The sequence below is a fragment of the Aeromicrobium sp. JP4 genome, assembly GCF_054957925.1.
Genome location: NZ_CM143290.1, coordinates 2,015,591 through 2,028,410, shown reverse-complemented (window position 1 = coordinate 2,028,410; position 12,820 = coordinate 2,015,591). Strand labels below are relative to the sequence as shown.

Sequence of the window (12,820 nt, the reverse complement as noted above, 5' to 3'; positions counted from 1 at the left end):
GGCCGTACCCTGAGCGCATGGCTGGAGGACTTGTCGCCCTGCTCGACGACGTGGCAGCACTGGCCCGACTCGCGGCGGCGTCCGTCGACGACGTCGCGGCTGCGGCCGGCAAGGCGAGCGCGAAGGCGGCCGGCGTGGTCGTCGACGACGCCGCGGTCACGCCGCGCTACGTGCACGGGGTCGACCCGAAGCGCGAGCTGAGCATCATCGGGCGGATCGCCAAGGGCTCGCTGCGCAACAAGATGCTGTTCATCCTGCCCGGACTCCTGGTGCTGAGCGAGTTCCTGCCCTGGGTGCTCACCCCGCTGCTGATGCTCGGCGGCACCTACCTGTGCTTCGAGGGCGCCGAGAAGATCTGGCACGTCCTGCACCCGCACGAGGCGAAGCAGGAGGAGCCCAGCTCCGCGCAGGGGCCCGAGGCCGAGCAGCAGGTCGTCTCCGGCGCGATCCGCACGGACTTCATCCTCTCCACCGAGATCATGGTCATCTCCCTCAACGAGGTGGCCGACGAGTCACTGGTCTCGCGTGCGGTGATCCTGGCGATCGTGGCCCTGGGCATCACCGCCCTCGTCTACGGCGTGGTGGCGCTGATCGTGCGCATGGACGACGTGGGCCTGGGCCTCGCGGGCCGTCCGTCGAAGCTCGCTCAGCGGGTGGGTCGCCTGCTCGTGGTGGCGATGCCGAAGGTGCTGTCGGCGCTGGCGATCATCGGCATCGCGGCGATGCTCTGGGTCGGCGGGCACATCATCCTCGTGGGCACCGACGACCTCGGCTGGCACACGATCTACGGCTGGGTGCACGACCTCGAGCACTGGATCGCCGACATCATGCCCTTCGCCGACGGCGCCTTCGAGTGGGTGGCCAACACGGCCGCGTCCGCCCTACTGGGCCTGCTGATCGGCGCCGTCGTGGTGCTCCTGGTCAACGGGGTCAAGCGGATCGTCGGCGGCCGCGCCAAGCACTGACCTCGCGCCGGCCGGGTCAGGACTCGACGGCGAGCGCGGTGGCGAAGCCGAGCATCACGGCTCCGGTGGTGCCGTCGACCGTGCGACGGAAGGCGGGTCGCACCAGCCTCGTCGCGGCGGCGTGCGCCACCTCGATGACGACGAGCAGCACGACAGCACCCACGGCCACCAGCGTCAGCGCGTAGGCGAGGAGTGCCGGCAGGCCCTGGCCGGGCGAGACGAACTGCGGGAGCACGGCGAGGTTGAACGCCAGCACCTTCGGGTTGGTGATGTTGCAGACGAAGCCCTGGCGGAAGGCGGCACGCCGGCTGACCGTCGCCATGCCCGGGCCCACGGCCCAGGCCCCGCCGTCGCGGTGCAGCGCCGAGCGCAGCGCGGTGATGCCGAGCCAGGTCAGGTAGGCGACTCCCGCCCAGCGGATCGCCTGGAAGACGGGCTCGGCGTGGGCGATCACGGCGCCCAGGCCCGACGCGGCGAGGATGCCCTGCGCCGCGCACGCCAGCGTGATGCCGGCCGCGGTGAACAGCCCGCGCCGCCGGCCGCCGAGCACCGAGGCGCGCAGGGTCAGGAACGTGTCCGGCCCCGGTGCGACCGCCAGCAGCGTCGCGAACAGCAGGAAGGACAGGTAGGTCGTCACCCTCGGATCGTAGGGCCCCGAAACGGCGAGACGCACCGGGTCCCGAAGGATCCGGTGCGTCTCACAGGTGGTGCTGGAGCTCAGCGCTCCTCGGTGCCCGCGATGAAGGCCTCGAGGCGCTCGCGGCCCTCGTCGTCGGGACGCTGCTCCGGCGGCGACTTCATCAGGTAGGACGAAGCCGAGAGCAGGGCGCCCGAGACGCCACGGTCCTTGGCGATCTTCGCCGCGCGGATGGCATCGATGATGATGCCGGCCGAGTTCGGCGAGTCCCAGACCTCGAGCTTGTACTCCAGGTTGATGGGCGCATCGCCGAACGCGCGACCCTCGAGGCGCACGTAGGCCCACTTGCGGTCGTCGAGCCACGCCACGTAGTCCGACGGGCCGATGTGGACGTTCTTGTCGTCGACCTTGCCGGCCAGCGAGCCGTGCAGGTTCGAGGTGACGGCCTGGGTCTTGGAGACCTTCTTGGACTCCAGACGATCACGCTCGAGCATGTTCTTGAAGTCCATGTTGCCGCCGACGTTCAGCTGGTACGTGCGGTCCAGGGCGACGCCCCGGTCCTCGAACAGCTTCGCCATGACGCGGTGCGTGATCGTGGCGCCGACCTGGCTCTTGATGTCGTCGCCGATGATCGGGACGCCGGCGTCCTCGAACTTCTTGGCCCACTCGGGATCCGACGCGATGAACACGGGCAGGGCGTTGACGAACGCGACCTTCGCGTCGATGGCGCACTGCGCGTAGAACTTGTCGGCCTCCTCCGAGCCCACGGGCAGGTAGGAGACGAGCACGTCGGCCTGCGTGTCCTTGAGGACCTGCACGACGTCGACCGGCTCGGCATCGGACTGCTCGATGGTCTCGAGGTAGTACTTGCCCAGGCCGTCGAGCGTCGGACCACGCTGGACCGTCACGCCGAGCGGCGGGACGTCGGTGATCTTGATGGTGTTGTTCTCGCTGGCCTGCGTGGCCTCGGCGAGGTCGAAGCCGACCTTCTTGGCGTCCACGTCGAATGCGGCGACGAACTCCACGTCGTTGACGTGGTACGGGCCGAACTTGACGTGCATGAGCCCGGGGACGTTGCCCTCGGGGTCGGCGTCCTTGTAGTACTCGACGCCCTGGATCAGGGACGTGGCGCAGTTTCCAACGCCGACGATGGCCACGCGGACCTTGTTCTCCGAACTCATGGAGACCTCACTTTTCCTTGTCTGTCGTACTGGTTTCTTCGTGCTCCGTGAACGCGTCGGCGCGTTCACGGTCGATCAACTCGGTCAACCAGTTGATCTCGCGCTCCACTGACTCGAGGCCGTGGCGCTGGAGCTCGCGGGTGTAGGCGTCCATGCGTTCGCGGCGGTGGGCCGCAGCCGTGCGGACATTGTCGAGGCGCTCCTCGAGACGGGACCGGCGTCCCTCGAGGATGCGCACCCGGGTGGGGGAACTGGTGCGGGCGAACAGTGCGAACCGCACCCCGAAGTTCTCGTCGTCCCAGGCCGAGGGGCCACCGTCCTCGAGCAGGGAGGTGAAGTACTCCTTGCCCTCGGCGGTGAGCCGGTAGACGATGCGCGGGCGCTTGCCGCGCGGCGACGTCTCGGTGTCGGCGGCGATGAACCCGCCACGGGTCAGCTGCTTGAGGCAGGGGTAGAGGGTGCCGTAGGACAGCAGCCGCGTCCAGCCGAGCAGGCCGTTGACGTGCTTGCGCAGCTCGTACCCGTGCATCGGGGAGTCGGCGAGCAGTCCGAGTACGGCCAGCTCCAGTGCTGCTCCGCGTCGTGCCATCGTCGCCTCCCCCCACCGTGACTTCCGTTCGATGCCACGAACGGCTATATCGGTACGATACATCGAGTCAGCGGAAAATCGAGACCCCGACCCCGCCGGTCATGGGTTTCTCAGGAACTTCCGTCAGACTGTTGCGTTGGTACTCGTCGTCCGGAAGGAACGATTCGTGGCGAAAACTCGCACGAAGAACAAGCAGGGCCGCCTCTCGAGGTTCGCCCGCGGCATCGGTGGGAACGGCTCGTGGCCCGTCCGCGTGCTGCGGTGGATGCTCTTCCTCGCCGTCCTGGGCTTCATCGCCGGGGCGCTGTTGTTCGCGATCCTCTACGCGACCGTGAAGATCCCCGACCCCAACGCGGACTTCCAGACCGAGACCACGAACGTCTACTACTCCGACGGCAAGACCAAGCTCGGCAGCTTCGCCACGCAGAACCGCGAGAGCCTCGAGTACGAGGAGATCCCCGAGGTCATGCGCGACGCCGTCGTGGCCGCCGAGGACCGCACGTTCTGGGAGAACCGCGGCATCGACGTCCGCGGCATCATCCGCGCCGCCCGCAACAACGCGACGAGCGGCCAGATCACCGGCGGCGGCTCCACCATCACGCAGCAGTACGTCAAGATCCTCTACCTGAACCAGGACCGCTCCTACACGCGCAAGGCGAAGGAGGCGATCCTCTCGGTCAAGATCCACAACCAGCTGACGAAGTCCGAGATCCTCGAGGGCTACCTCAACACGATCTACTACGGCAACGGCTCCTACGGCGTCGAGGTGGCCTCGCGCACGTACTTCGGCAAGCCCGCCGCCAAGCTCAACGTCGGCCAGGCCGCCTTCCTGGCCACCGTGATCAACAACCCCTCGTACTTCGACCCCTACGCCGAGGGCGCGAAGGACCGGGTCCTGCCGCGGTACAACTACGTGCTCGACGGCATGGTCAAGCAGGGCTCCATCACGGCCGAGCAGGCCGCCGCCCACAAGGGCAAGTTCCCCAAGTTCAAGAAGCAGCGCGCCAACCAGCGCTTCGAGGGCCCGAAGGGTCACGTGCTGGACCTGGTCCGCAAGCAGATGGCGGCCGAGGGCTTCCTCGACTCCGAGATCGAGGGCGGCGGCCTGCGCGTCGTCACCACGATCGACAAGGACAAGCAGGCCGACGCGGTCGACGCCGTCAAGGAGGTGCGGCCCGAGGGCCTGGACGAGCTGAACACGGCCCTCGTCTCGGTGGAGCCCGGCACGGGCGCGGTCCGCTCGATGTACGGCGGTCCCGACTACCTCAAGAACCAGCTGAACTGGGCCACGCTCGGCACGCAGCCGGGCTCGACGTTCAAGGTGTTCGCGGTCATCGCGGCGCTGGAGAACGGCTACAGCCTCCAGACGAGCCTCAACGGCAACGCGCCCCTGAGGATTGGTGACGCCGAGATCCAGAATCAGGGCGACTCCGGAGGCCGGTCCTACGGACGGATCAACCTCGAGCGCGCGACCGAGTTCTCGGTCAACACCGCGTTCGTCGACCTCACCGACCAGATGAAGGACGGCGAGGAGAAGATCATCGAGGCGGCCGGCGAGGCCGGTCTGCCCGAGTCCACGCTCGAGCGGATCGATCCGGTCATCGGCGTCTCGCTCGGCTACGCCCCCGTGGCGCCGGTCGACATGGCCAACGCCTACGCCACGATCGCGGCCGAGGGCAAGCGCGCCGACTGGTACGTCATCGAGCGCGTGAACGACCGCAACGGTGCCCGCGTGTTCAAGCACAACGTCGCCACGACGCAGGCCATCGACGAGGACGTCGCGGCCGACACGCTGGCCGCGATGCAGACCGTCGTGCGCAGCGGATCGGGTCGCCAGGCCGCCACGTTCTGCCCCACCGCGGGCAAGACCGGCACGGCCACCGCCACCGACGGTGACGGCGACAACGAGCGCGTCTCGTCCTCCTGGTTCGTGGGCGCGACGCCGAAGCTGGCCACGGCGGTCATGTACAACCGCGGCAAGGGCAACGAGGAGCTCGAGGGCTACCTCAACCCGTTCTTCGGTGGCACCTACCCGGCGCAGACCTTCGGCGCGTTCATGAACAGTGCGCTCGAGGGTTCCGAGTGCGGCTCGTTCCCGCCGCGCGCGAACATCAAGGCCGAGAAGGGCACGGCCATCTCCAACCCGGTGCCGAAGAAGGAGCCGGAGAAGAAGAAGACCGAGCCCACGAAGCGGCCGACTCAGCCGGCTCCGAAGCCGACGACGCCCGCGCCGACCACGCCGGCTCCGACGACGCCGGCTCCGACGACCCCGCCCCCGTCGTCCGAACCGCCGCCGACCGTCCCCACGCCCGGGGGCGGCGGGGGCGCCGGCGGCGGTGGAGGCGGACGGGACTGAGTCCCGCTCGGCTCAGGCCTCGCGGATCGTGTCGAAGCTGGCGATCGTGTAGCGCACCTGCGCCGGCACGGTGTCGCCCACGGCCGGGACGGTCGCGCCCTCGGGCAGCAGCACCATGCTGGCCTGCATGTGGGGCGGCTCGACGAACCAGCGCAGCTTCCCGTCGATCGTGAACGGCGACAGGGCCAGGCCCGCGGCCGCCAGGCCGCCCTTGGCCGCGGCCTTGCCGCGACCGGCGACGCCGGTCACCGCCCGCGGAGCCTCGAGGCCGATGCCGTGGCTCGTGCCCCCGGCGATCACCAGTACGTGGCCCGCCCGGGGGACACGGCCCTGGCGGTAGCCGATCCGCTCGCCACGCTGGATGGTGTGCACGTCCATCACGGTGGCGCGGACGCTGAACGTGTCGAGCCGTCCGAGCCACAGGCTCGTGCCCACGCGCGGTCGGATGGTCAGCTGCGGTCGCTCGGTCCGCAGCTGTTCGAGCTGGGGCCCGGTCAGGTGCGAGCAGAACACCGTGGTCGTCTCCAGCGCGGAGGTCTCCAGGACCGCGCTCCACATCCGCGCCTCGTCGAGGTTCCCGCCGGTCATCGGCAGGTGCATCGCGAAGCCCTCCACGACGAGTCCCGCCTCGGCGATGGCGCGGGCGGCCTCGGTGAGGCGGTGGCGGTCGAAGCCGTGACGTGCCATGGAGGTCTCGATCTCGACCAGGACGCGGGCACCGGGCAGCTGGGCGGCGAGCGCCGGGATGTCCTCGAGGCGTCCGAGCGTGTGCACGACGCGCGCATCGGCGACGCGGCGGGAGAAGGGGCGCCACGGCGTCAGCACCTGCACGTCGCCGGTGAAGGCGCCGAGCAGCTCGTCGGCCTCCTCGTAGGTGCCGGCGGCGATGGTCTCGAGTCCCAGCGCGCCGGCCTCGCGGGCGAGCCGCTGGCGGCCGAGCCCGTAGCCGTTCCCCTTGATCACCGGGACCAGGCCCGGCAGCGCGGCGTGGGTCGTGGCCAGGTGGGCGCGCCAGTCGGCGGCACGGATCTCGAGGTCGAACGCCATGGCCCCATCATTCCCGACCTGACCCGAGCAGCCGCCCTCGGCCGCCGCTGTCCGGGTCAGCCGCGACGCTTCATGTAGGCCGTGAACGCGGCGTACAGCGGGCGGTTCAGCGGCAGGTCCCACTCGCCGAGGTACTCCACGGCTTCACCACCGGTGCCGACCTTGAACTGCAGCAGGCCCACGTGGGAGTCGTCGGTGTCGAGGGTGTCGGTGATGCCGCGCAGGTCGTAGACCTCGGCACCGCCGGCGAGCGCGTCGCGCATCATCTGCCACTGCACCGCGTTCGAGCCGCGGACCTCGCGCTTCGCGGTGGTGGAGGCGCCGTAGGAGTACCAGGCGTGGGTGCCGACCTGCACGAGCGTGGTGGCGGCGACGAGGTCGCCCTCGTGACGGGCCAGGTAGAGGCGCAGGCGCTGCGGGTCCTCGGCGGTCATCGCGTCCCACATCGTCTGGAAGTACGAGAGCGGTCGTGGCGTGAAGTGGTCGCGCTCGGCGGTCTCGACGTACACGCGGTGGAACTCGGCGAGGTCGTCGCGGGTGCCCAGGGTGACCTCGACGCCCTGCTTGGCGGCCTTGCGGATGTTGCGGCGCCACAGCTGGTTCATGCCGGCCAGGACGACATCCTCGGTGCGGCCGGCGAGCGGCACCTGGAAGTTGTACTTGGGCTGGCCGGCGGAGAAGCCGCCCTCGGCCGCCTGCTCGCGCCAGCCGAGGGAGCGGAGCTGCTGGGCCACGGCGAGCGCCGCGTCGTCGGTGTGGTCGGCCGGGACGTCGCCGAGCCGGGTCAGGACGTCGTCGGCGAGGGCAGCCTTGAGGGTGGCTGCCTCCCAGCGACGGGTCACCAGGGCCGGTCCCATGCGGATGCCGAACGCGCCGTTGGCCTTGAGGTGGGCGCTCATCGCGTCGAGCGCCTCGGGCACGTCGTGGCTCCAGTCGAGCACGGGGCCCTCGGGCAGGTAGGCCAGGTAGCGCTTCAGCTTCGGCACCTGCCGGTACAGCACGAGACCGGCGCCGACCAGCTCGTCGCCGCGGAACCAGCCGATCGACTCGCCCCGCCACTCGGACTTCACCGCCGCCCACGCGGGGGTCTGCAGGAAACTCGCCGAACCGCGCGAGGCGACGAACGCCAGGTGCTGTTCGGCTCCGATGGTCCGTACGTGCAGGGTCACGGCTCGAGGCTATCCAACGATGTTTGTTAGGCTGGCCTAACGCAGTACCCCGGACGTGCCTGGAGGCCGATCCGGGCCGGGCCGCCCGGCGGCCGAGCATCGGAGGATCCCAGTGAAGACCTTTGTCGCGACCGTCCTCGGTCGACGCGTCCTGACCCCGCACCTCGTCTCGATCACCCTCGGGGACATCGACGAGTGGCAGTCCACCGGCATCCCCGACGAGTACGTGCGCCTGCTGCTGCCGCCGCGTCCCGACGCCCCGGTCGTCCTGCCCGAGATCGGGGAGGACTGGTCGGTCACGTACCCCGAGGGCGCCGAGGAGCTGGTGCCGCGGGTCTACACGATCTCCGACCACCGCATCGTCGACGGCCGGGTCCGCGTGGACGTCGACGTCGCGCTGCACGACCACGGGGTCGGCTCCGACTGGGCGCGCACGTGCGAGCCCGGCGACCGAGTCGGCCTGCTCGAGCCGCACGGCCTCTACCGCCCGCCGGCCGACGCCACTGAGCAGGTGTTCGTGTGCGACCTGACCGGCGTCCCGGCGCTCGCGCGGATCCTGCGCGGCCTCGCGCCCGGCGTCCGGGCCGACGTGCACGTGGTGGTCAAGGACGCGTCCGACGAGGTCCCGCTGCCCTCGACCGCGGACGTGACGGTGCAGTGGCAGGTCGTCGAGAACGACCACGACATCCCCGACGCCCTCGAGGCCGCCCTCCGCGCGCGTGACCTGCCCGCCGATCCGACGGGTCGCTACGTCTGGCTCGCGGGCGAGGCTCGCGCCGGCCGTGCCGCCCGCAAGCTGTTGCGCCGCGACCTCGGCTGGCCGCAGGCCTCCTTCTACACGTGCGGCTACTGGCAGATCGACGCCGAGAAGTGGAACGCCCGCTACGAGAAGGTCGCCGAGCAGGTCCAGGCCAAGGCGATGGAGGCCTACCAGCGCGCCGGCGAGGACGAGGGCGCCTACCTCGACGAGCTCGACGACATCTACGAGTCCGTCGGCCTCTGACCGATTCCCCGGTCAGGCGACCCAGGACGTGGGCCGCGCCGGGGTGATGAGCAGTGGCATGCCGGCCTCGGCGGGGGTGCGGTTGCCCTTCTTGTGGTTGCAGCGCAGGCAGGCGGCCACGGCGTTCTCCCACGTGAGCCCGCCGCCGCGCGAGCGCGGGACGATGTGGTCGACGGTCTCGGCCGAGCCGCCGCAGTAGGCGCACCGGCGGTCGCGGGCCTTGATCGCGCTCTTGGTGCACAGGTGGCTGCGCCGGTGCATCCAGCGCGCCACGACGTAGCGCACCAGGCGCAGGACCCGGGGCCGCGGGAACGGGCCGAACGAGTCGTCGGCCGCCTCCTCGATGACCGCCACCTCGCGCACCAGCATCTTGATGGCGTGGCGCAGGGACACGCGCTGCAGTGGTTCGTAGCTCGCGTTGAGCACCAAGACGTCACCTGCGGTCATGGGCGCGCCCCTTTCCGCTACGAAGCGTAACCGCGCGAGAGGCCATTTCGGGAGCGTCGGCGGCCGAAACGTGCAAGTGACAATCCGCCCCTAAGGTGGAGTCCGTGACCCAGGCGCAACTGTTCGAGGGATACGGACCCGTCGCGGGCTTTGACGAGATGTACGGCGACGAGGGTCTGCGCGACCTCTACTCCTCCGTCCACGCGGCCTTCGGGAAGATGCCTCCCGAGGAGGTCCGCCAGCGCGCCGACGGGCTCGCGTCGTCGTACCTCGAGCAGGGCATCACCTTCGGCGTGGCCGGCGAGGAGCGTCCCTTCCCGCTCGACATCGTGCCCCGCATCATCGAGGCGGATGCGTGGGACGAGGTGGAGTCCGGCGTGAAGCAGCGCGTCAAGGCGCTCGAGGCGTTCCTGGCCGACGCGTACGGCGCGGGTGAGCTGTTCCGCGACGGCGTGGTCCCGCGCGAGACCGTCGTCACCTCCAGCCACTACCACCGCGTCGTCGCCGGGATCGACCCCGCGAACGGCGTGCGCATCCACGTCTCGGGCATCGACCTGATCCGCGACGGCGCCGGCGACTTCCGCGTCCTGGAGGACAACGCGCGCGTGCCGTCGGGCGTCTCCTACGTCATGACGAACCGCCGCGCGATGTCGAGCGGCCTGCCGGAGGTCTTCGCCGACCACCGCATCCGCCCCGTGGCGCGCTACTCGCGCCAGCTGCTGTCGGCGCTGCGCGCCGCGGCGCCCGCGGGCGTCAGCGAGCCCACCGTCGTGGTGCTGACGCCGGGCGTCTACAACTCGGCCTACTTCGAGCACACCCTCCTGGCGCGCACGATGGGCGTCGAGCTGGTGGAGGGCCGCGACCTGGTCTGCCACGGCGGCCGCGTCATGATGCGCACCACCGACGGGCTGGCCCCGGTGCACGTCATCTACCGCCGCATCGACGACGACTTCCTCGACCCGCTGGCGTTCCGCGCCGACTCCTCGCTCGGCGTCCCCGGCCTCATCAACGCCGCGCGGGCCGGCAACGTCACGATCGCGAACGCGGTCGGCAACGGCGTGGCCGACGACAAGCTGCTCTACACCTACGTGCCCGACCTGATCCGGTACTACCTCCACGAGGAGCCGATCCTGCGCAACGTCGACACGTGGCGCTGCGGCGACGACGAGCAGCGGGAGGAGGTCCTCGACCGGCTCCACGAGCTCGTGCTCAAGCCCGTCGACGGCTCTGGCGGCAAGGGCATCGTCATCGGTCCGGCGGCCACCAGCGAGGAGCTCGACGAGCTGCGCGCCAAGGTGATCGCCGCGCCCCGCGACTGGATCGCCCAGCCGGTGATCTCGCTGTCCACCGTCCCCACGCTCGTCGAGGACGGGATCCGTCCCCGCCACGTCGACCTGCGCCCGTTCGCGGTCAACGACGGCGACGACGTGTGGGTGCTGCCCGGCGGCCTCACCCGCGTCGCGCTGCCCGAGGGCGAGCTCATCGTGAACTCCAGCCGCGGTGGCGGCTCGAAGGACACGTGGGTGCTGGCCCGGCCCACCGAGCCGATCGAGGAGCCCGACGACGACCTCGACCCGGTCACCCAGACCCAGACGATGGCGCCCATCAACGCGCCGCTGAGGGGTGAGGGCTGATGCTCAGCCGGATCGGCGAGTCCCTCTTCTGGATCGGCCGCTACCTCGAGCGCGCCGACGACACGGCGCGCCTGCTCGACGTGCAGATGCAGATGCTGGTCGAGGACCCCGCCATCGACGAGGTCACCAGCTGCCAGCAGCTCTTCGCGGTGATGGGCATCGAGGGCTTCGAGGGCGTGCCGAACCGCTGGTCGATGCTCGACCTGCTCGCCTACGACCAGAAGTCATCGAGCTCGATCGCGTCGGTCATCGGGTCGATGCGTGAGGCCGCCCGCAGTGCCCGCGAGACGCTGTCCACCGACGTCTGGTCCGCGATCAACACCACCTGGCAGGGCGTCCCGGCGGCCACCTCGATGCGTCCGGCGGAGATGTTCAACTGGGTCCGCCGCCGCACCGCGATGATCGCCGGCACCGCCGACGACTCCATGCCGCGCGACCAGGGCTGGTACTTCTACGTGCTGGGCCGCAACATCGAGCGCACCGACATGACCGCGCGCCTGCTGTCCACCGCGGCCAGCGCCGGGGCGTCGGGCATCGCGTGGCAGAACACGCTGCGTGCGTGCGGCGGCTACGAGAGCTTCCTGCGGACGTACCGCGGCATCGAGCGCGACAGCGCCTCGGCCGAGTACCTGCTGCTCGACCGCTGGTTCCCGCGGTCGCTGATCTCCAGCCTGAGCGAGGCCGAGCGCGCCCTGACCCGGCTCGACGTCACCGGACGCCGCGCGGGCTTCTCCGACGAGGCCCTGCGCCTGCTCGGGCGGGCCCGCACCGAGATCGAGTACCGCCCGCTGAACGAGATCCTCGAGACCATGCCGGTCGAGATGGAGCGCCTGCAGCGCGCCTGCTCGGCTGCGAGCGACGCGATCACCGCGCGCTACTTCGCCCAGGAGGACTGGCACAGCTGGAGAGGACGGGTGTCGCTGTGAGCCTGAGGATGAGGGTCCGCCATGCGACCACGTACACGTACTCCGAGCCGACCGTGGCCTCCTACAGCGAGGCGCGGCTGACGCCGCAGACCACCGCCCACCAGTACGTGCGGCGCACGCGCCTGGAGATCGCACCCACCGCGTGGTCGCAGGAGTACCGCGACTACTGGGGCGCCACGGTGACGGCGTTCGAGGTCACCGAGCCGCACGACGAGCTCACGGTCGTGGCCACCTCGGTGGTCGACACGGCCGACCCCGCCGAGCCCGGCGAGTCGATCGGCTGGGACGCCCTCGACCCGAACACCCTCGACCGCTACTGCGAGTTCGTGCACCAGCAGGACAAGGTGCGTCCCGCGCCGTCGCTCGTGACCGAGCTCGACGCGATCCGCGCCGACGCCCCCACCCCGGGCGCCTACGTCGAGCGGGTGGTGGAGCTGCTGCGCACCCGCGTCACGCGGCTCGTCGCCGCCACCCACGTCAGCGCCACCTCCGAGGAGGCGTGGGAGACCGGCCGGGGCGTCACGCACGACATCACGCACATCGCGATCGGCGCCCTGCGCCACGTGAACATCCCGGCGCGCTTCGTGGCCGGCTACGTCCACCCCGAGGCCGACCCGCAGGTCGACGCCCCGGTCGCGGCCGAGCCGCACGCGTGGCTCGAGTGGTGGGACGGTCGCTGGGTGGGCTGGGACGTCACGAACGGCGAGGCCCCCGGCGAGCGCCACATCGTGGTCTCGCGCGGACGCGACTTCGACGACAACCCCAACCTGCGCGGCATCTACTCCACCGATGGCGAGGTCAGCACCACCGTCGAGGTCGAGATCACCCGCCTGGCCTGACCCGGTCGCCGGTGTCGTGGGTGCGCC

General features: G+C 70.5%; 12 protein-coding genes. 6 read left to right on the top strand and 6 right to left on the bottom strand.

Features of this window, described 5'->3' with window-relative positions; all coding sequences use genetic code 11:
* Positions 1-17: 17 nt before the first annotated feature.
* Positions 18-965, top strand: a complete 948-nt coding sequence (locus ACY1JX_RS09925; protein ID WP_462563876.1) for a DUF808 domain-containing protein — start codon at positions 18-20, stop codon at positions 963-965.
* A 16-nt stretch (positions 966-981) separates the two neighbouring features.
* Here ACY1JX_RS09925 and ACY1JX_RS09920 read toward each other — a convergent pair whose 3' ends face one another.
* The 3 genes from ACY1JX_RS09920 to ACY1JX_RS09910 form a co-directional block, all read right to left on the bottom strand.
* Positions 982-1,602, bottom strand: a complete 621-nt coding sequence (locus ACY1JX_RS09920; protein WP_462563875.1) for a LysE family translocator — start codon at positions 1,600-1,602, stop codon at positions 982-984.
* Between the two features lie 80 nt (positions 1,603-1,682).
* Positions 1,683-2,783 carry an inositol-3-phosphate synthase gene (locus ACY1JX_RS09915; protein WP_181753595.1) on the bottom strand — a complete coding sequence of 367 codons (1,101 nt, stop codon included), beginning with the start codon at positions 2,781-2,783 and terminating at the stop codon, positions 1,683-1,685.
* A 7-nt stretch (positions 2,784-2,790) separates the two neighbouring features.
* Positions 2,791-3,372 carry a PadR family transcriptional regulator gene (locus ACY1JX_RS09910; protein WP_078699644.1) on the bottom strand — a complete coding sequence of 194 codons (582 nt, stop codon included), beginning with the start codon at positions 3,370-3,372 and terminating at the stop codon, positions 2,791-2,793.
* 166 nt (positions 3,373-3,538) lie between these two features.
* On the opposite strand from ACY1JX_RS09910, the gene ACY1JX_RS09905 reads away from it, so the two are divergent.
* Positions 3,539-5,728 (top strand): transglycosylase domain-containing protein, encoded by a 2,190-nt coding sequence (locus ACY1JX_RS09905; protein WP_462563874.1) that lies wholly within the window; start codon positions 3,539-3,541, stop codon positions 5,726-5,728.
* A gap of 12 nt (positions 5,729-5,740) precedes the next feature.
* Here ACY1JX_RS09905 and ACY1JX_RS09900 read toward each other — a convergent pair whose 3' ends face one another.
* Together ACY1JX_RS09900 and ACY1JX_RS09895 are read right to left on the bottom strand one after the other, a co-directional pair.
* Entirely contained in the window at positions 5,741-6,775 is a 1,035-nt protein-coding gene (locus ACY1JX_RS09900; RefSeq protein ID WP_462563873.1) for an alanine racemase, read from the bottom strand.
* 56 nt (positions 6,776-6,831) lie between these two features.
* Positions 6,832-7,944, bottom strand: coding sequence for a lipid II:glycine glycyltransferase FemX (locus ACY1JX_RS09895; protein WP_462563872.1), 1,113 nt, complete (start codon positions 7,942-7,944; stop codon positions 6,832-6,834).
* A 112-nt stretch (positions 7,945-8,056) separates the two neighbouring features.
* Here ACY1JX_RS09895 and ACY1JX_RS09890 point away from each other — a divergent pair, with 112 nt between their 5' ends.
* A complete protein-coding gene (locus ACY1JX_RS09890) occupies positions 8,057-8,947 on the top strand; it encodes a siderophore-interacting protein (RefSeq protein ID WP_286930685.1) in 891 nt (296 codons plus the stop codon).
* Between the two features lie 12 nt (positions 8,948-8,959).
* Here the strand turns inward: ACY1JX_RS09890 and ACY1JX_RS09885 are convergent, their stop codons facing one another.
* Positions 8,960-9,394 (bottom strand): HNH endonuclease, encoded by a 435-nt coding sequence (locus ACY1JX_RS09885; protein ID WP_181753607.1) that lies wholly within the window; start codon positions 9,392-9,394, stop codon positions 8,960-8,962.
* 104 nt (positions 9,395-9,498) lie between these two features.
* On the opposite strand from ACY1JX_RS09885, the gene ACY1JX_RS09880 reads away from it, so the two are divergent.
* The 3 genes from ACY1JX_RS09880 to ACY1JX_RS09870 are packed head-to-tail and all read left to right on the top strand — an operon-like array spanning position 9,499 to position 12,793.
* On the top strand, positions 9,499-11,028 hold the full coding sequence (locus ACY1JX_RS09880) for a circularly permuted type 2 ATP-grasp protein (RefSeq protein ID WP_286930684.1): 1,530 nt from the start codon (positions 9,499-9,501) through the stop codon (positions 11,026-11,028).
* On the top strand, positions 11,028-11,954 hold the full coding sequence (locus ACY1JX_RS09875; RefSeq protein WP_181753608.1) for an alpha-E domain-containing protein: 927 nt from the start codon (positions 11,028-11,030) through the stop codon (positions 11,952-11,954). The genes ACY1JX_RS09880 and ACY1JX_RS09875 overlap by 1 nt, the downstream gene beginning before the upstream one ends.
* The gene (locus ACY1JX_RS09870) at positions 11,951-12,793 is read left to right on the top strand and encodes a transglutaminase family protein (protein WP_462563871.1); all 843 of its coding nucleotides are present in this window, start codon (positions 11,951-11,953) and stop codon (positions 12,791-12,793) included. The genes ACY1JX_RS09875 and ACY1JX_RS09870 overlap by 4 nt, the downstream gene beginning before the upstream one ends.
* Positions 12,794-12,820: the final 27 nt, after the last annotated feature.